The 18940-nt window shown below is 62.3% G+C and carries 16 protein-coding genes; 3 read left to right on the top strand and 13 right to left on the bottom strand.

The window, feature by feature from the left end:
- Entirely contained in the window at positions 1 to 951 is a 951-nt protein-coding gene (locus GY769_16565; protein ID MCP4203533.1) for a methionyl-tRNA formyltransferase, read from the top strand.
- Positions 948 to 2285 carry a hypothetical protein gene (locus GY769_16560; GenBank protein ID MCP4203532.1) on the top strand — a complete coding sequence of 446 codons (1338 nt, stop codon included), beginning with the start codon at positions 948 to 950 and terminating at the stop codon, positions 2283 to 2285. Before GY769_16565 ends, GY769_16560 begins: the two co-directional genes overlap by 4 nt.
- Here GY769_16560 and GY769_16555 read toward each other — a convergent pair whose 3' ends face one another.
- The 12 genes from GY769_16555 to GY769_16500 all read right to left on the bottom strand — a co-directional run bounded on the left by GY769_16555 (position 2286) and on the right by GY769_16500 (position 16087).
- Entirely contained in the window at positions 2286 to 3131 is an 846-nt protein-coding gene (locus tag GY769_16555) for an ABC transporter permease subunit (protein ID MCP4203531.1), read from the bottom strand.
- The gene (locus tag GY769_16550) at positions 3128 to 3889 is read right to left on the bottom strand and encodes a hypothetical protein (GenBank protein MCP4203530.1); all 762 of its coding nucleotides are present in this window, start codon (positions 3887 to 3889) and stop codon (positions 3128 to 3130) included. The genes GY769_16555 and GY769_16550 overlap by 4 nt, the downstream gene beginning before the upstream one ends.
- Positions 3886 to 4791 carry an ABC transporter ATP-binding protein gene (locus tag GY769_16545; GenBank protein ID MCP4203529.1) on the bottom strand — a complete coding sequence of 302 codons (906 nt, stop codon included), beginning with the start codon at positions 4789 to 4791 and terminating at the stop codon, positions 3886 to 3888. Before GY769_16545 ends, GY769_16550 begins: the two co-directional genes overlap by 4 nt.
- 34 nt (positions 4792 to 4825) lie before the next feature.
- Positions 4826 to 6229 carry a nitrous oxide reductase family maturation protein NosD gene (gene nosD, locus GY769_16540; protein ID MCP4203528.1) on the bottom strand — a complete coding sequence of 468 codons (1404 nt, stop codon included), beginning with the start codon at positions 6227 to 6229 and terminating at the stop codon, positions 4826 to 4828.
- Positions 6230 to 6251: 22 nt separating this feature from the next.
- Positions 6252 to 6758: a hypothetical protein gene (locus GY769_16535; GenBank protein MCP4203527.1), complete on the bottom strand. Its 507-nt coding sequence runs from the start codon at positions 6756 to 6758 to the stop codon at positions 6252 to 6254.
- A gap of 28 nt (positions 6759 to 6786) precedes the next feature.
- A complete protein-coding gene (locus tag GY769_16530; GenBank protein MCP4203526.1) occupies positions 6787 to 7419 on the bottom strand; it encodes a hypothetical protein in 633 nt (210 codons plus the stop codon).
- Positions 7420 to 7482: 63 nt separating this feature from the next.
- Positions 7483 to 9375 carry a Sec-dependent nitrous-oxide reductase gene (gene nosZ, locus GY769_16525; protein MCP4203525.1) on the bottom strand — a complete coding sequence of 631 codons (1893 nt, stop codon included), beginning with the start codon at positions 9373 to 9375 and terminating at the stop codon, positions 7483 to 7485.
- Positions 9376 to 9425: 50 nt separating this feature from the next.
- Positions 9426 to 10628: a c-type cytochrome gene (locus GY769_16520; GenBank protein ID MCP4203524.1), complete on the bottom strand. Its 1203-nt coding sequence runs from the start codon at positions 10626 to 10628 to the stop codon at positions 9426 to 9428.
- Positions 10629 to 10630: 2 nt separating this feature from the next.
- The gene (locus GY769_16515; protein ID MCP4203523.1) at positions 10631 to 12127 is read right to left on the bottom strand and encodes a DUF4405 domain-containing protein; all 1497 of its coding nucleotides are present in this window, start codon (positions 12125 to 12127) and stop codon (positions 10631 to 10633) included.
- Positions 12128 to 12646, bottom strand: coding sequence for a Rieske (2Fe-2S) protein (locus GY769_16510; protein MCP4203522.1), 519 nt, complete (start codon positions 12644 to 12646; stop codon positions 12128 to 12130).
- Positions 12643 to 14574 carry an FAD-dependent oxidoreductase gene (locus GY769_16505; GenBank protein MCP4203521.1) on the bottom strand — a complete coding sequence of 644 codons (1932 nt, stop codon included), beginning with the start codon at positions 14572 to 14574 and terminating at the stop codon, positions 12643 to 12645. Before GY769_16505 ends, GY769_16510 begins: the two co-directional genes overlap by 4 nt.
- Positions 14575 to 14827: 253 nt before the next feature.
- On the bottom strand, positions 14828 to 16087 hold the full coding sequence (locus GY769_16500) for a DNA photolyase (GenBank protein MCP4203520.1): 1260 nt from the start codon (positions 16085 to 16087) through the stop codon (positions 14828 to 14830).
- Positions 16088 to 16335: 248 nt separating this feature from the next.
- Here GY769_16500 and GY769_16495 point away from each other — a divergent pair, with 248 nt between their 5' ends.
- Positions 16336 to 17466, top strand: coding sequence for a hypothetical protein (locus tag GY769_16495; GenBank protein ID MCP4203519.1), 1131 nt, complete (start codon positions 16336 to 16338; stop codon positions 17464 to 17466).
- 872 nt (positions 17467 to 18338) lie between these two features.
- On the opposite strand, the gene GY769_16490 is transcribed toward GY769_16495, so the two are convergent.
- Positions 18339 to 18940, bottom strand: a 602-nt coding sequence (locus GY769_16490) for a nitrite reductase (protein MCP4203518.1), incomplete at its 5' end; no start/stop codon positions are given.

The following is an 18940-nucleotide window of genomic DNA, read 5'->3' as shown; positions in this document are numbered from 1 at the left end:
GTGACTGCCCCGGGCCCGGTCGTCTTCTTCGGTACGCCTCGATTTGCGGTGCCCTGTCTCGAGGTACTGGCCGACTCGGAGTTCCGCCCCGACCTGGTGGTGTCCCAGCCGTCGCGGCCGGCGGGGCGAGGTCGAGCTCTGCGGATGCCTCCGGTCGCAACGCAAGCCGCGGAGTTGGATCTCTATTGTGAGCAGGTCGCCAAGGTCCGCTCGGAAGCGTTTCTAGAACGGCTCGAGGCTCTGCGGCCCTGGATCGCAGTGGTGGTGGCCTTCGGACAGATCTTCCCTCGGCGTCTGCTCGAAATCCCAGAAGAGGGTTGCGTCAACGTGCACGCCTCGCTGCTGCCTCGATATCGAGGCGCGGCGCCGATCCAGGCAGCCATCGCGGCGGGAGAAACCGTGACCGGAGTGACGACCATGCGTATGGAAAAGGGGCTCGACTCAGGCCCGATTCTGCTCGAGCGGGAAGTCGAGATCGGCGACCGCGACATGTCGCCGGACTTGGCCGCCGTCCTTTCGACGGCCGGCGCCGAGCTGCTGCTGGAGACTTTGCGCGGCCTGGCTTCGGCGACCCTGGTGGCGTCTCCCCAGGACGAGGGAGAAGTGACCTGGGCTCCGCGGCTCGAGAAGAGCGATGGTTACGTGGACTGGACGCTTCCCGCCAGCGTTCTCTACAACCGGTATCGTGCGTTCACCCCGTGGCCTGGAATGACGGCGTCGTTTCGGGAAGAGCCGGTCAAGATCGTCGAGTGCGCCCTGGGCGAGATGGTTGCTTCCGGCGCGGAGCCCGGGACGGTCGCCGAAAGAGCATCGAGTCTGCAGGTCGTTTGCGGAGACGGCCGGGCTCTCGAGTTGGTGTCGCTGCAGCGACCGGGTCGGCGGGCGTTGTCGGCTCTAGAGTTCGCCAACGGCGAGCGCGTCGAGGTCGGCGATCGTTTCGAGGCGCCGTGAGCGCCGGAAGCATAGTGCGCAAAGAAGACAAGCGCGATGTCCGCGCGGTCGCGGCCCAGGTCCTGACGACCGCATTCGACGCCAAGTCGCCTGTTGGTGCGCTTCTCGACAAAGCGCGCGTCGGTCTCTCATTGCGCGACCAGGGACTGCTGCACGAGCTGGTTTTGGGAACGCTACGATGGCTCCGATTCCTCGATTTCGTCCTGGAGACCGCCGCGGCTAGACCCCTGTCGAAGATCGACGGTGACCTTCTGCCGACGCTCCGGCTGGCCGTCTATCAGCTTCTATTCTTGGATCGGGTTCCGTCCCACGCTGCGGTCCACGCGGCGGTGGAGGAGGTCAAGCGCAGGAGCCATCGCGGCGCGACCGGTTTCGCGAACGCGATTCTGCGCAAAGTCGCCGGACGTCGCGATCGGGCCTCCTGGCCGGTCGATTCGGTAGATGCGATCGAGAGCCTGGCCATCGAGACGAGCTACCCGACGTTTCTCGCGCGCCGATGGGTCGCTCGGTTCGGGTGTGAGCAGGCAACTATGATGCTCGCGGCCGGCAACCGACGCGCGAGGTTTCAGTTGACCTGCCTGTCCGATCGCTACGAGCTTGCCTCAGAGCTTGCGACAGACGGCGTCGAGACCCGGCCGACCGAGCTTTCGCCGGTCGGCCTTGATGTTGACGCGGGCGACCCACGAGAAACCGAGGCCTTCCGGGCGGGCAAGATCTACATTCAGGACCAGGCCAGTCAGGCCGCGGCACTCGTCCCGGCGCCTACGCCAGGAGAACGGATCCTGGACGTTGCCGCGGCGCCAGGCGGCAAGAGCTTCGCGCTTCTGGCCGCCGAGCCGGACGTCCGCCTGGTTGCGGCTGACGCCTCGCTGCCGCGGTTGCTGCGCGTGCGATCCAATCAAGAGCGGGTACAGCGCCGATTTCACCTAGTGACTGCTGCCGGTCAGTCTCCAAGTTTTCGGTCCAACTTCGACCGCGTTGTCGTCGATCTACCCTGCACCGGGACCGGCACTTTCGCTCGTCATCCCGAGCTCAAGTGGCGCATCTCGGAAGGAGAGTTGGAGCGGCTTGCTGGCCAGAGTCTCGAGATGCTTGTCGCCTCGGCGAATCTCGTAGGCGCCGGGGGGCGCCTGTGCGCGATCACCTGCTCGCTCGAGCGCGAGGAGAACGAGGACATCGTCATGGAGTTCCTAGACCGGAAGTCCGAGTTCGAGCTCGAAAACCTCGAGTCGTGGCCCGAGTTGGCGCCGTTTGTGTCCGGCCGGGGTCTGTGGCGGGTGTGGCCGTCCGAGAGCCACGATGGCTTCACGGTGCATGTGCTGAGGCGGCGCTGACTACAGATCCTGCTTGGCGAAACGATGGATCGAAACCGCGACCGGAACTACGGCCCAGATGAAAAGTGTGGCCAGCCCGATCAGCCCGGCGCCGAGCGCCGAGCCGGTGAACTTCACCAGGGTCACGCCCGCGGGGCCGAAGAGATGAGGCCCTCCGACGACCAGCAGTGACAGAACCCGGGTCAGATCGATCGGGTTGCCGGCTAGACCGGCTAGAAGCAGCGCCTGCAGCGTGCCCCGCGAGAAATAGAAAGTGGCTCCCAACATGAGCATCCCGTAGAGAAGCTCGAAGAAGAGCCACAATCCCATCGACACTCCCAGCGCGATCTGCCGGCGGTTCGTCGCCACCGAGATTAGGACCGCGAGACCGGTGAATACGGCGACGAGAACCATCTCGAGAAGCACCACGGCCGCATACTGAAGGGCGCCCTGGGTGCCAATGACCACCGAGATCACGACTCCGGGCAGGCCAAAACCCAGCAGCGCAGTCCCTGCGACGGTGAGCAGCAGGCCCAGGTACTTTCCCAGCACCACCCAGGAGCGCGGCACCGGTTGCGCGACCATCAACTCGAGGTGGTCGCGCTGCGAGAGAAAGCTGAACACACCGAGCAGCAGAGCAAATAGCGGCACTACAAAGCCACCCAGATTGATGATGCTGGCCGACGTACGGACAAAGTCCTGAAAGCCGGAGTAGCCGGAGGTCACCATCCCCAAGCTCGAGATCAGGAGGGTGAGGACGGCAAACAGCAGTGCAAAGGAGACAACCCAGCGATTGCGTCGGTTGAGGGTGAACTCCTGCCTGGCGATCAACCAGATCGGATGAGCTGAGTGGGTCGACCGAGTCAACTCTCCTCCTCGTCCGCCGTGTGCGGCCCTGCAACGCGAATGCGGCCGAGAACCACGCCGTCGCTCACCCGCTGAACGGGAAACCCGTCGCCCGGCCTGGTCGCCAGGAAACGCACCGACCGTGCCTCGCCGGCCGCGGGCACAGCCACGTCGCCCAGCTCCTCGTAGCCGCGCACCATGATCTGGAGGGAGCTTTCGAGCTCGGATCCGCTGACCTTCCATTCGACCAACTCACCCTTGAACAACTCGATCACCTCGGGGATCATCGCTTGGTCGTTGAACTCGACTGCGACAGTACGATCCGGCTCGCCGCGGAGCCTGCGTACGCCGAGCCAGTCCGTCAGCACCTCGTCCACATGCTGCCTATGGGCTCGAGCTGTCTCGATTCCCGCAAAGGCCAGGATGCCGCTCTCCATAACCGTCGGAAGATGGTCGGTGAGCAGAAATGTCATCCCAGCCACCGGCCGCAGGCCGCCTTCGGCATAGTCGGCAAAGTAGATCCTCCGCGGCAGAGGTTGGCCGGCCTGTCTTCTCTTCTCGAAGCTGCCCAGCAGACAACCGGCCGAGCAGAAGGGATGAAACTCCCGCTCCAAGTAGTAGCCGCTCGCCTGCTTGTCGTTGTCGATCACCATGGCGCAGGCGGTGCAACCTTCCACTCCGAACACGATCTTCGGTTTCGCCTCCCGGCGGCATCCGAGACTGGTCGACACCAGGAGAGCCAGCACGGCTGGGACCGCAGAACCCGACCGACGCATCATCCCAATCCCTCGTCCAGATGATTCTCGACCAGCGATTCCCAGTCCGGCGGCTCGGTGTGCAGCTCCTCGATACGGCCGCCCTCCTTCTCTATGGCTCGAATCACCTTCTGGCGCGCCCTGGGCGGCGCCTCGAAGGAGTAGCTGACTTCGGACCAACTGTCCTTGACGGCGCCCGCTCTTCGCGCGGCATCGATGAAGGCCTGCGTGACCCGGTCCAGGACGACTCGCATGGTCGTCGCCTGGACCACCCTCTCCCGAAAGCCCGCAACCTCCTGCACCCGTACCAATCGACCCTCCGACATCACCCCCACCCGATCGGCTAGACGCAGTGCCTCCTGCAGAATGTGCGAGGTGAAGAAGATCGTCTTTCCCTTTCCCCGCAACTCTCCCACCCACTCCCGGAAGCGTCCGAGACCGGTGGGGTCCAGGTTCAAGGTCGGCTCGTCCAGCAGCAGAAGAGGAACATCTCTCAGGTAGGTCACGGCAAGACCCAACCGTTGCACCATGCCACCTGAATACTCCCGTGTGAACCGATCGGCATCGTCGACAAGGCCGACAAAGTCGAGCGCTTCGCCCACACGGTCGAGAGGAACCCGATCGAGTCCGGCGTAAAACTGCAACACCTCGCGGCCGGTCAGAAGCTCCGGCGGGGTGACTCGCTGCGGCAGGTAGGCGATCCTCCTCTTGGCGCGTAGAGGATCAGTTGCGATGTCGAAACCGTCGACCAATACCCGGCCCGATGACGGAGAGTGGAGCCCGGCGATCGCCCTCAAGACCGTCGTCTTTCCGCAACCATTGGCTCCCAGGAGAACAAACGCCTCGCCCGCTCGGACCTCGAGGTCCATCTCCTTGACAGCGTGCAGTTTCTGGTACCACTTGTCGAATCGCTCGAGGCGAATCATCGCGATTCCGGCCCTCCGGTCCGGAGCAGTCACTCTATCCGGAGCGCCTGCGGCTGGCAGTGAGAAGAGCCAGGAAGGGAGCCACGGAGACTAGGAGAAAGGCCGCGGCCGCCGGCAGGCTGCGCTTCCGGTAACGCTGCTGAACCTGCGACCAGGGAACCTCTTCATTGGCCCAGGGCCGGAGCCGTGGCGCGCTGTCCCCGGCCCGCTCCAGATCCAGGATCGGAAGAGTCCTCTCAGCGATCTCCAAGACCTCGGCCGCCAGGCTCAGGAGATAAAAGCGGACCTCGGGATAGTCGCTCTCCAGCACCTGGAAGACGTTCTGGATCGTGTGCGGCCGATCGCCGATGCCGTCTCCGTCGAGGTCGTATCCTCTGTAACCGCTCCAGTAGTTGCCCCCCCGCTCGTCGGTCCATTCGATCGCCACTTCCCCGATATCGAGTAGCAGGTCGCTCAGGTTGTTGACGAAGTTGTTGCCGGCGATGACGTTGCCGCCGCCGTCACCGTTGAGCTGAATCGCCAGATCGTTGTCCACCACATCGTTGTTCAGCAAGAAGTTCTGGCCACTGTTGTTGAGGAAGAATCCCCGGCTGTTGTCCAGGATGAGATTCTGCTCGGCACGGGTGTCGTCCATCGACTGGTAGAGGATGCCGTAGGCGCGAAATCCCCGACAGCGAGCGAAGACATTGCGCACGAAGCGGATGTCGTTCGAGTACATCAACGCCGCTCCGGCGACATTGCGCTCGAACAGGTTGTCTTCGAAAACGTTGCGGTTGGAATACATGTAGTGCAGGCCGTAGCGCACTTCGTGGATGTGGTTTTTCGACACCCGCGTATCGTCGGCGAAGGAGAAATAGATGCCGTCGCGTACGTTGAGAATTTCGTTGCGCTCGATCAGATTGTCGCGGCTGTTCCAGAGGTGAATGCCGTTGCCGCGGTCCTCCTCGATCAGATCGAGCCTGCCTTCGATTCGATTACCGTCAATGTGGATTCGGCTGGCGCCTTTGACGTAGATCCCGTGCAAGGGCTCGTCGATTCGATTGTCGCGCACGGTCACCGAATCGGCCTCCACCAGGATGCTGGCCATATCCTCGGTAAGTTGGGTTCCGGCCTGGCTTACGCGCAGACCCTCGATCACCGTACCGGCGGCCTTGACGTGAATGACCGTCCCTTTGTAGCCGCCTCGAATATGCGGATAGCCGTCACCGGTCAGCGTCACCGGAACCTCGATAACGAGGTTCTCCACGTACTCTCCGGGCTCCAACCAGACGGTGTCACCGGCCTCGGCTTGACGGAGAACCGGCGCGATCCTCTCCCCGGCGCGAACCCGGTGGACGGCCGCTTCCAGCCGAACCAGGGAAAACAGGTTCAGCAGCGTCAATAAGAACGCGACGAGCCCGAGACACTCGCCCCGGCTGGTGCACCGTAGGCGCAACACTCTAGTTAGGTCCCCTGCTTTTCTAGCCGGCGATGTCCTCGAGTGCCTCGTCGATCATGCTCTTCGTGCGCACGCCGGCGACGCCGGTCTTGACCAACAGCTGCCACACCTCTTCCATGTCGAGAAAGAGCTGCTTGTCGAAGTTGCCGGCCTCCATTCGAGTCTTGCAATCGTCGTAGAGCGTGGTGGCGCTGCCGAGCTGCACCTGGGTGTCAGTCCACTCCTCGTGCAGCGTCGCATCGAATCTGTCGCCGTACTGCTCGAACCCGGTGCCGATATAGGCCGCAACCGGGTTGATGATGTTCAAGACCTGGACGATCTCGATGTTCTTGTTGTTGACCTTGGCCTCCCAATCGGTATCGGAGGCCGGACTCTTGTACTCCGGCTCCGCTAGCGGCTCGGGTGCCTCCACCTGCAACTCGATCGCCGGACCGGCTTCAGCGCCGGCCGGCGCCTGGGCAACATCCTCGCCAGCGCCGCAGCCGGTGGCGAGCACTATTAGCGCAAAAAGCACTGCGTATCTCTTCATCGTCTCTCCTTATCTCTCCAACAAGGGGTCAAGCCGCTTCTCCCCGGGAAGTCCTTCTCCAGGACACCACCAGCGCCGCTACCAGCAGCAGGCCAAAAAGCATCATCAACGCGGTCCCGAGAGCCGGGTACGACGTGACACCGAACTGGCCGACCATCTTTTGACCGAAGACCGGCGGCGTGAACGGGTCCACCTGGACGGCCGCCTTGGGATCGAGCTGATGACCGTAGGAGCTGAGCTTGTACCAGAAACTCCACAACGAGAAGAGGCCGAAGTAGGCCGACATCACGATGATGTCCAACAGCGACCTCGTGGTGCCGACGACGACGGACCGTAGCGTCAGCACCATCATCACGCCGATCACCAGAGGAATCCACTTCAACTCGGTGAAATCCTCCGGCAGCAGCTCCTTCATCCCGATGTAGTGATTGAGCACGTTGATCTCGGTCAGATCGTTGCCGTCGTCTCCTCCCACCAGGGCATGCCCGTAGATGAACAGGTCCAGGCCCTCGGGATACTGCTGGGCCACGAAGCTCATGTGCCACAACGGCACCAGGAAGGAGAGCGGCAGCACCAACGCCGCGATCAGCACGAAAACGCGACTGGGCAGAGCCAACGGCTGCGAGAGCTTGGTAGTCAATCCGCGGAAGACATCCTGCATTTTCTTACTCTTTTCGGGCAAGCATGACGGCCGGTCGAGGCAATCGACCGGCCGCCACTTCTATCATCCCTCAACCAAGAAGTAGCCCTGCATCTCCTGATGCAGAGCGCTACAGAAGTTGGTGCAGTAGAAGGCGAATACACCTGTCTTGTCCGCGGTGAACGTCACGGTCTTGGTCTCTCCCGGATCGGCGACCAGATTGATGTCGTAGTCATTGATGGCGAAACCATGCAGCTCGTCGCGGGTCTGCTCGATGTTGGTCACGTGAATGATGACCTTGTCGCCCTTCTTCACCCGGATCACATCGGGTGCGAAGAACGAGCGCACCGCCATCATCCATACTTCGACGGTGTTGCCTCGACGCTCGATCTTCGCTTCCTCGGCCGTCCAGATGGCGTTCGGGTTCTTGGGCCAGGCCGGATCATCCTTCTTGTAGACCTCGATCGGGTCGAGCTTGTCAGCTTTGATCATCACCGCATAATGCGGCTCCGGCTCGGTGAAGGCGTCGTAGAGGAGCCTCATCTTGTCGCCGGAGATGTCGATTAGCTGCGCCGATTCCGGAATCGATGGACCGACGCTGATGTGGCGACCCTTCGACAGCTTGTTGAGAGCCACCAGATAGTTGCCGTCAGGCTCGATCGAGTCCCCTTCGGCAGTCACGAGATGACCGATGTTGTAGGAGACCGGAATCTTGTCGACCACGTACTGGCTCATATCCGACGTGTCGTCATAGGGCGGCAGCTTCCATTTGGCGACCGCGCTTTCCACGAAGAGCGACGTGTAGGCATAGCCCCTGCCGTCGAATTGCGTGTGTAGCGGACCGAGCCCGACCGGAATCTCTGCCTCACGGACCGAGTCGTAGGTCAGAACCGGAATGCCATCGATGGTGTCCTCGAAGTTCTTGTCCTCGATGGCCTTCTTGATCTTGTCGATGTTGAAGACCGTTGTCGTCGGAGAGAGCTTGCCCGCGCCGACAATCCACTGCCCCGACGGTGCGACGTCTACCCCGTGCGGAGACTTCGCCAGCGGCAGGAACCAGGCGATGTCGGAAGTCTTATCCGGGAAGAGCACCGGAGCGCCCTTGATCGTCTCTGCTTGCCCGTCGGCCACGGCCTGGGCGGCGGCACGCCAGTCGACCATCAGGATGTAGTCTTTGTCGCGCTGCGATGCGGTCACCTCGAGCTTGCCGCCCTCGATGAACTCTCGCTCCGAGTTGTAGCAGGTCCAGAAAAAGTACCCCTCGCTGGGGCCTTTCCCGGCGTCACCCAGGTCGTAGTCGAACGGCGGCACCACGATCTCCCAGCCGAGCGTAAGGTGCCCCGAATCGGGGTCGACCTCAATGCCGGCCACGACGCCCTTGTACTTTTCAGCGTAGTCCGTCACGTCTGCATACGTTCCCTCCGGAAACGGAACCGACATGCGGGTCGCCATGGTGATGTACTCGGTGTTCGGCGAGACAAACGAGCTGCCATGGTTGGCGGAAACATTCGGGATCTTGAGAATCTGCTTGGTTTTGAAATCCTTCAGATTGATACGGGCCATCCTGCCGTTGGCGTTGTCGTTGATGAACAGCCAGCGACCGTCGTATTCGCCACCGGTCTCCGAAAAGCCCGGATGGTGCGAATCACCCCAGGTATAGCCGGCCAGCATCTCCTTGGTCTCGTCGTCGAAGCCGAACCCGGTGCCTGGATAGGGCGTGAACACGGGAATAGTGGCGATATGCCGCATCGAGGGGACTCCCGCCACGAAAACCTGCCCACCGTGGCCACCCGAGTAGAAGAGATAGTACTCGTCCAGATCGCCGGGCGGCACATAGGTGGCCAGCGCCGCTGCGGTCACATCCGAGCCTCCGTTGCCGCGCGCCGCACCCCGCCCTGGCGGCTGCTTGCCACATCCGCCCACGAGCAGGGCCACAACCGCAAGCACGACTAGTGTTGCTCTTGTCGAATTCCTCATCTTCCCTCCTTGATGGATTGATGATCTGTTGCTTTCCTCGAATGGAGCAGCTACTCCTGCTCCCGGTTTTTGACGATGTCGTAGGCCTTCGAGATTTTGTTGACCGCCTCCCATTTCTGCTCGTCGGTCAGAACGATCTGGCTTCCCAGGATGATCTCCATAGTCCCGGTGGGCTCGAAGATGAACTCCTCGACCGTTTTGCTGAAGCGGGTCCGCACGTCGTCCGGCGCCCAAGAGAGGTCCGGCCCCTTGTTGGTCGGTGACTCGATCTCGAAGGCTTCGATCGAGTGACAGACGAAACAGCTGTGCTCGACGAAGAAGGCGCCATCGCCTTCCAACATCCGGCGCTCGCGCTCCATCTCTGCGGCGGTTTGCTCGTCCTTGAGCTCGACGCCGGGGAAGTATTTGCGCGGAAGGTGCTCGTTATCGCGCCAGCTCATCACCAGCATGCTGAGGGCCAGGGCGTCTCTGCTCTGGAGATTGAGGTCCGGCATGATGCTCTCGGGCACCACGGTGATCGGTGACTTGAAGTGCTTGAAGTGCCAGTTGAAGACGGTCAACTGGTCGGTAGCCAGGTTCGAGAAATCGAACTCCTCGGCGTGCTTGTCGCCGACGTGAGTCAGATCGGGACCCATGCGGCCGCCACTCCCATTGATCACGTGGCAGATCTTGCAGCCCTTGGTCCGGACGACCTCTTTGCCCCGATTGACGTAGTCCATCCCCGGCGTCGAGCGCTCGTAGCGATGACAGTAGTTGCAGTTGGTCTCCACCAGAGGCGGTGGGTTGACGGGGTCGTACTCCGAGGCGATCGGCTGTGCCAGGAGCGGCTCCTCCCAGTGGCGAGAGTAGCCGTGCCCCTCGTACGCGCTCAGCGCATAGCCCTCGCCACCGTGACAGACGGTACAGCCGTACTCCTCCACCGGGTGAGAGCGGAAGAGCTCCAGTCGCGGGTGGGTTCCCCACGGTTGCTCGACGTCCTCGAGCCCGGTCCAGAACATGCCCTGATGACAGGTCGTGCAGCGGTCGACGCGGTCGAGATCTTCCACCCAAATCTGCTGGATCCCGCGGGGGACCTGGGAGGGATCGACCGAGCCCAGGTTCTCCTCGACGATGCTCGCAAACTCACCTTGGTAGTACTTCCACTCGGGAGTGACCTCGCGCACGAACACCGCCGCGACGGCGGCAACGCCGGCCAAGCCGATGATGAGTAGAACGATCAGCTCGCGTTTGGGGATGCGTTGGATTCTGCTCATGACTAAAACTGAATGGGTTGTTGGGGCCACTCCTGCCACGGCCAGAAAAACTCCCAGTTCGGCCCCCGCATTGCGGTTCCGGCCCAGGTCAGTAGAAGGAAGGCCACGATGAAGGCGCAGAAGGTGGCGACCGCCGCGGTTCGGGTCGATGCGGTCGCCTTCAGCGCGATGTAATAGAGCGCCACGAAGCTCAGCAACAGCAATGTCGCCGGATTGACGAGATCGAAGAAGATCTGGCTCTCGATCGTCGGAAAGAGCTCCCGCACCGGCACCTTGACGCCGAGAGCGACGCAGCCGATCGTCCAGACCAGCCCCCAGGCCAGACCGATCAGGGCCCACTTCTTGCCGGCCGCATCGGTGAACCAGTATCCGATCAGTCTTTGTTCCCGATCCAGGAAGGGGATCAAGGCCAACCCCAGAAGCACAATGCCCGGAATGAGCACCCCCCCCATCAGGGCCGAGTAGCTCACCAGCTCCTGCAGCCCCAGGAAATACCATGGCGCCTTGGCCGGGTTGGGAGTTACTTCCGGATTGGCCGCCTGCTCGAGCGGTGCCGCCACCACGAGGCCCAGGAGCAGCGTCACGATTAAGGTCGCGACTGTCACGCCCAGCAGACGCGCGGTCAGAAACGGCGAGGACGGCACCGAGTCGGATTCATGGACGGTTGCCGGATCCATCACGGTCACCGATGTCCCACTGGCGATCCCCAGAACACTCCAGGTCTTTGTCTTGAGCGGTTCTTCCGGCTCCGCTTCCCGGTTCTTCTCGCGCAGCTGCTCGGTCACTGCCAAGCCGCCGTCCTTGCGGATGCGCCACATGTGCCAGACCGCCACCCCACCCAAGGCCAGCGGCAGAAAGAAAACGTGCAGGACGTAGAAGCGGATCAGGGTGTTCTGCCCGATCAGGGTGCCGCCGAGCAGGAACTGACGAATCTGCTCTCCGACAACCGGCACGCTGGCGGCGATGTTGGTGCCTACCGTGATCGCCCAAAAGGCCAGTTGATCCCACGGCAGCAGGTAACCGGTGAAACTGAGAAAGAGCGTGAGAGCCAGCAGCAGCACGCCCAGAACCCAGTTGAACGGCCGCTGCGATCCGACGGCGCTGCCCTTCTTGTAGGAACCGGTCAGGAAAACGCGGAACATGTGGAGAAACACCGCCACCACCATCAGATGAGCACTGATCCGGTGCACCCGGCGCAGCAGCCAACCGAAGCTGACCGCATAGTCGAGGTCTTTGATTCCCCAATACGCGCGCTCCACCGAGGGCACGTAGAGAAACATCAGGAACACCCCGGTCACCGTCAGAATGGCGAACAACACCATGGAGATGGTGCCGAGGTAGAGCGAGTACTTGAGCGACAGGCTCTTCAGGGTCACACGCGTCGGAAACCAGTGCAGCAGGAAGTTGGAGACCACCGCATCGCCTGCCTCGCGGTCGGTCAGCGGCCGCCACGGCCAGAGCAGCTTGTCGAGCAGGGTTGTCTTCGGCAACAGACTCATTCAGACCACCAGTCGAAAGTCGCGGTCGACTTCTCTTGCCAGATCGACCACCAGCTGCCCGTCCTCGGGTGACCGCGTCAGCTCGTGCCACTTCAGGGGGCGGGGGGCGGGACCGGCGTAGTTGGTGCCTTCGTCCCGGAAGTGGGACCCATGGCAGGCACAACGGAACTCGCCTCGGGATCGGTAGCTCAACTTGCGCACCGTCATCTCGCGCAGCTGCTTGAAGGGAGAGAACTTGACGGTGCAGCCGAGATGACTGCAGACGGCCGAGATCGCGTGAAAGGAATTCTCTTCCCTGAACAGGAACAGACGATGCTTGTCGAGGAAATGGACGCCCGCCGTGTACGCCTCAGGGTCACCGATCTTGAACCTTTGCGGCGGCTCGTAGAGGACGTTGGGAACCAGAGAGCGGATAAAAGTCCAGGACCCTCCGAGGAGCCCGGCTCCGAAGAGCCCTCCGGTCAACTTGGTCAGGAATCCTCTCCGGCTTTCTGGGCTTTCCAGCTTGTCCTCACTCATGCGCTTCTCTCCGCGAACTCGAATCTCTCCATGTTCATCGCCTCGGTGGGACAGCGCTCCGCGCACAGGCCGCAGCGGATGCAGTCGGTGTCGTCCTTCAATAGGACGGTGAGTGGTTGCTCCGGATCGTGGCCGCAGTTCTCCACGGCCGCCGTCTTCTGCTCTTCCAGCATCTCCACCCGCTCGATCGGAGCGAACACCAGACACTGGCTGGGACAGACATCGGCACAGCGTCCACAAAGCACACACTTGAGTGGGTCGTAGATCGTGTCTACGTGGCAGATGAGGCAGCGCTCGGCCTGCGCTCGGGCCTGCGCCTCGTCGAAAACCTCTTCGACTTCGGTGATTCCCGTGCGCCGGCCCAGCTCGACCGTTCGTGGCAGAGAGCGATCCCGGTGCTCGTAGCCGGCGAAGGTCCAGTACCGGTCGGGCGGAATCCTCTCCACCTTGACGTCGAGGAGAGTCTTTGTCGGCTTTCCGCCGAGGTACTCATGGATCGACCGCGCGGCGCGCTTGCCGTTGGCCACGGCCTCAATGGCGATGCGTGGACCGAAGGCGACGTCGCCGCCCGAGAAGACTCCCGGCGCCGTGGTCCCCAGGGTTTCCGCGTCGATCTTGATCGTCCCGCCACGGGTGAGCTCGACCCCGTCGCTCTCTTCGAGAAAGGAGAGATCCGCCTGCTGCCCGATGGCGAGCACCACCGAGTCGGCCTCCAGGCGCATCGTCTGCGCCTCGTCGAACTCGGGCCTGAAGCGGCCTTCCTCATCGAAGACACGAGTGCAGGCGACGAACTCGGCGCCGGTGAGGTGCCCCTCGCCGAGAAAACGCTTCGGTCCCCAGGCGGGATGGAGCTCGATCCCCTCTTCGATCGCCTCTTTGAGCTCGTCTCGACCCTGAACCGTCTTGGCCGCCGGCAACTCCTCCATCGACTCGAGCGAGATGACGTGGACCTCCTTCGCTCCTGCCCGCAGCGCCCCTCGGGCCACGTCCAGAGCGGGCTGGCCCGCGGCCGCGTCGGCGGTGAGCTCGATCTCCTCCATCGGCTCGTAGACTTCGCGCACCGCCGTGCGCGCCGCGTCCAGAGCCACTGAGCCGCCGCCGATGACGATGACCCGTTCGCCCAGGTCGGTGCGGTAGCCCCGGTTCATGTTGAGGAGGTAGTCGACCGCCTTGACCACACCGTCGAGATCGTGACCTGGGATGTCCAAGTCGCGACCGCGCGAGGCTCCAACGGACAGGAAAACCGCCTCGTAGCCGTCGCGCCGCAGGGCCTCGAGACCGAACTCCTCGGTCAGAGGCGTTCCGTAGCGAAACGAAGCCCCGAGCTTCTCGATGGCGGCGACCTCGCGCTCGATCACCCCTCGTGGCAGCCGGTATTCGGGAATGCCGTAGCGAAGCATGCCCCCCGGCTGGTCCAGTGCCTCGAACACCGTCACCCGGTATCCGAGAAGCGCCAGATCGTGGGCACAACCCAGGCCGGCCGGACCCGAGCCGACCACCGCAACTTTCCTGCCCTGCCCGACGTCTCGATGCAGCGCCAGCCGGGAAAGATGCCCCAGACGGCTGCAGCCGGGATCCTCGGCGCCGTCGAGCAAGGCCTGGTAAGAGTTGGGTGACGAGGATTCGACGCCGAACTGCTCGGTGACGAACCGCTTGAGCGGTCGGATCATCACCGCGCCGTCGATCCAATTGCGGCGGCAGGCGTCCTCGCACGGGGCGGCGCAGATGCGGCCGCAGATCGAAGCCAGCGGATTCGAGGAACGGGCGACAAGAAACGCCGAAAGATCGTCGCCGTTGGCAATATGCTGCACGTAGCGACCCGAGTCGGTATGAACCGGGCAGGCCTGCATACAGGGCACGTTTTCCCGGTACCAGGTCAGATCCCGAAACTCGGCCTGAAAGTGGCTCTCTGTCCGATCCTCGGTCATTCTGGACTTCTTCGCCGCCAGCTAGTGTTCGGGCGGAAATAAGCGACCCTTGGCCGTCCATCGCCTGCCGCGAAGCTAAGCTAATATCGAAAAGCCTCGCAGGCTTCACCGCTCGATGCGCCACCCAAATAGGTGGTCTGGACGAAGGGCCAAGGCCCCTGCACCCACGAAGCGGTTAGAGGCAAAATGGCGGAAGCGCATCTGGGAAGGGAATCGCCAACCGCCAGCTCGGTCCATTCAACCGACTCGACCGTCAGACAGCGAGACAGCGACGGGCGAAGAGCTGCTCGAAGCTCTCGCTGGTCGGAGGCGGCGCTCCGAAGACGGTTTCCCACATGGTGGCGTTCTCCATGCACAGGTAGAACAGGACCCGCCCGTGCCAGTCCTCGAGTGCGCCGAAGAGATGTCCGAAGAGCCGAGTCTTTACCTCGTCCGGGTAGGTGAGCTTGCCATGGGCGTCCTGAACCATCTCCATCTGCAGGACCTTGGTCGAGCCGCCCCGCCTTCGGATCTTCGTGACCACGGGCCGGATGAAAGTCATCGATCCCATCGACACGAAGGCGACCTCCCGCGGCGAAAACAGCGACAGCAGCCGATCGGCGATGTCGCGATACTCACCTCGCCAACCTTCGTAGTACACCATCGGATGGAAGTGGAAGCCGATCGTGCAGCCGTGCTCGGCTACGCGGCGTGCCGCTCGCAGACGCTTCTCGTGAGACGCTGTTCCGTGCTCCTCGTTGCGGATGATCGTCTCGGTGGCAAGCGACCAACTGCATACAACGTTCGGTGAGATCTCACGCGCGAGCAGATCCTCGACATTGTCGGACTTGGTCTTGAGCTCCAGGACAACGTTCGGGTTTCGGGCAGCAAAGGCCAGCAGGGTGTCGAGGATGCCGCCCCGGTTCCCCCAGACGAGGGAATCGGAGGCCTGGCCGGTGCCGATGTGGTAAAAGCGCTCGGGATCCAGCTCGATGTCGCCCAGCTTGTGCGCGAGATCGGTTTCCAGCTCGGCGGTGTCGCCGTAGAAGGTCTGGATGGTGCAGTAGCTGCATCCGAAAGGACAGCCGCGCACGGCATCGATGTTGCGCAGGCCGCAGCAGACCGTGTGCTCGGAGTAGGCGGGGCAGCGACCGAAAACGGCGCCCGATGAGTCCTTCTCTCCCAGATGAACATGGCGGCGCGGGTGGCCGGAGAGAACCTCCCGAGGATAGCTCTTTTCGCATCTGGCCAACTCCCCCAGATGCGCCTCCAGGTCCCGCAGAAGAGCCTTCTTGCGCTCGCGCCCCTCTCCCCGAGCTCTGTTCTCCGCGCGGGGCCACCAGCGCTCCAAGGGCTCTTCGTTCCACATCTCGAGATCGCGAGCGGCCTGGGCTGCGGCTCGCAACTCCTGGAAGGTGAAACGGTAGGTGCCGGCCAGATCCCGCAAGTATTCACCAGTCGCCGTGGCAAGCTTGGGAAGCAGAGTCTGACCCGCGATTCGCCTGAGCTTGGCGTCATAGTCGGGAACACTCATCGGGGTCTCGGTGCCCCACTGTCGCGGCGGGCTATCTTCGTGGCAAGGGCCGGACACCACGGCGATCCTACTCCGTGAGAGTCAATGGCGGAAGCGTACGGGAATCGACCCCACCGATCCCGTGGCATCCCACGCGACCTACGGTTTTGAGGTCTGGTCAGACTCTGCCCCGACTCGTCTCACTCGTGCTCGGCCCGACGACTGGAACGGGGCCGGCATTGCTCGTACAGTGAGGATGGAACCGTGCCATGAACCCCGTGGACGCAATCGAGATCTCGCCGATAGACGCCCTGTTCGTGCACAACGCTTATGCCATCGAATTTCTCTTCTTCTATGAATCCAGGTTGGATGGGGCCCAGCTCAGAGCTGCGCTCAAGCGGGCGGCTCGCCATTTCTGGCCCGCCTTCGGTCGCTACGCCGACGGCAAGCTCCATTTCGAGCGCTACGACGAAAGCAAGTTCTACTCAGAGCGGACAGTAGATGAAACTTTCGTAGTGCCCCAAACCAGTGAAGGGTTCACAGCGCTCTCCCGGGCCTACCGATCGCCAGAGACGCGACGGCTGTTTCATCTGCGCGTGATCCATCTCCGCAATGGAAGTGTTCTGCTCCCGAAGATGAACCACCTGGTGGGAGACGGATACTCCTACTTCCATCTTCTGACGAGCCTTTCGTTGTTCTGCGGGCCTCGCCTGGCTTACCCGCTGCTCGGGCCTCTGTTTCGCTGGTTCTTCTCGCCGCATCATTCCCGCCCATGCTTTGAGCGGCCATTCACGGACAATCCGGCTTTCGAAGAAGAGCCCGAACAGCAGCTCGATTTCGTCTTCAGGAAGTATTCGGCAAAAGAGGTAAGCGATTTCGTCGCGGCGCTGCGGGCAAAACATCATCTGCCGGTCTCGACCAACGACCTGCTCAGCGCCATTGCGGTGAGGGAGATACTCGCCCATCAGCCAGACACCGGAAACCAGTCGTCAGCGCTGATCATGCCGATTGATATGAGAAGGCACCTCAAGTCACTCGGGAAGCGTTTCTTCGGCAATGGGATGATCTTCCACCGCGTGGAAGCAGATGTGGCTATGTCTGCTATGTCGAGGGAGGCGTTGGCGCTGCTGATTCGCCAATCACTTCCCGATTCCCCAGCTGCTTATTTCAACGATTTTCTGCGTCAGTTGAACCGCCAGCATGCAGAGGATCTGTTGCATCAGGCGAGGATCTACGATCCACAGACCAGCGTGTTGGTGACCAATGTCTCCAGGCTGCCGCTGGATAAGCTCCGCTTCGCAGGGACAGCGCCGAACTTCGCCTATCCCTTGATCGCGGACAAAAACGGCGCAGGCATCTTCAGGCACGCCGGACAGTACGTCATCCGCATGTCCTACTAGCGGGCGCCCGATTCTCCTGGGCTGACTATCAGGCCCATGCCGATGTGAAGATCAGCATCCTCGGCCGAACAACGGTTTTGAAGGTTGGCGGGATCCAACGGACCACAACTGTCGTCAACTGGTAACCACTGCAAAGGAAGTGACCTGCGCGGCGCTAGACAGTTGAGCGGTGTTGCCGAGAGCGGTCAGAAGTTGCCTTCTACTGCACCACCAGTGCACCACGGAAAGGGGTGGTGGTACTTTTTGAGAAAGATGACCAGGTGCTAGGATCTCATCCATGCCTAGTAAGGCCGACGTCGCCTGGTGGGTGATTCTTGGCGTGATGGCCTTGCTGCTCATCACCTTGCTAGTCTGACTAGCAGTCCCCGACCAGATCGGCCACGTTCCAGAGCCGCTCCCTACTTTGGTTTCGTGGTCGATCGCGAAAAACAGATATTGGTCGCCCAGCTTGGGATTCAGCTTTTCTTCGAGGGTGCGCGGGCGGCGGTGAACTCGCCCGCCATAAACGCATGGCTCGCTCAGACAGCACCGCCGCCAGGGATCCAGCGCGAAGACCTCGGATCGCCTTCGCTCGGTTCATGGATCCTCGCCTCGACGCCGACGCTTCGCTCGGCGCAAACTCGCAGTCTGTGGTTCTCGCAGTTGGACCGATCATCAAGGTCGTCGATGGCCGCGGGTCGGAGGGCGCATCGCGAGGCGCGCTGAGAAGCTGATTCTCGAGTGTTAGTGGTTCGCAGCGCCGAGCAAAGAGGCGCCAAAGCCCGGTGCGGTTCGCTGTCGAAAGGCGCCGTCGACCGAAGACCCACGGCCGAGACGACCTCATCCGCGGTCGAAGAAGAGGAGCCCGGTCCTTTCGGACCGGGCCCCATCACTCAGTAGATGTCGTGCGCCGTATTGTGGACATTGAACTTGCCTGTAGGCGTCACCATCCAGTCCTCATCCAGGCGCGCAATCTCTTCGAGAGTGTCGTCGTCGTAAATGATGATCTGACCGCGGCGATCCCAGCCGGAGACCCAGACCTCGGTGCCCTGGCGGTTGTACTCGAAGTGGACCGTGCGACCCCGGTCGGTCGGCTGCCAGCACTTCTCGATTTCGCCCTTGGACTTGGAGTAGGCGCAGATTTGCCGGGTCATCTCCTCGTCGGCCGCGAGCGGTGAGTCGAACCAGACCCAATCCGACTCGGGATGGGTCTTGAGGAAGAGGCCGCCACTGGCCGGTAGCTCGATCTCCCGGACGACCTTCCAGGCGTGCTCGGGGCTTCCCTCGGGATCGGCTCCATAGACCGCCATCTTGCCTTCCCCGAGATGGGTGGTGGCGTTCACCCAGCCATACTCGGGATCCTGCCAGTTGGCACCGCGGCCGGGGTGGGGCTTGATGCCGGTCTTGAACTTGGTGACCATCTCCTTCGTCTTGAGATCGACCACCACGATCTGGTCACGCATGTTCGCCGCCACCATGAAATACCTTCCGTCGT

The sequence above is a fragment of the bacterium genome, from assembly GCA_024224155.1.
Lineage (GTDB): Bacteria > Acidobacteriota > Thermoanaerobaculia > Multivoradales > JAHEKO01 > CALZIK01.
Note: the sequence above shows the minus strand (reverse complement) of the source record. Positions and strands in the feature narration are given on the sequence as shown.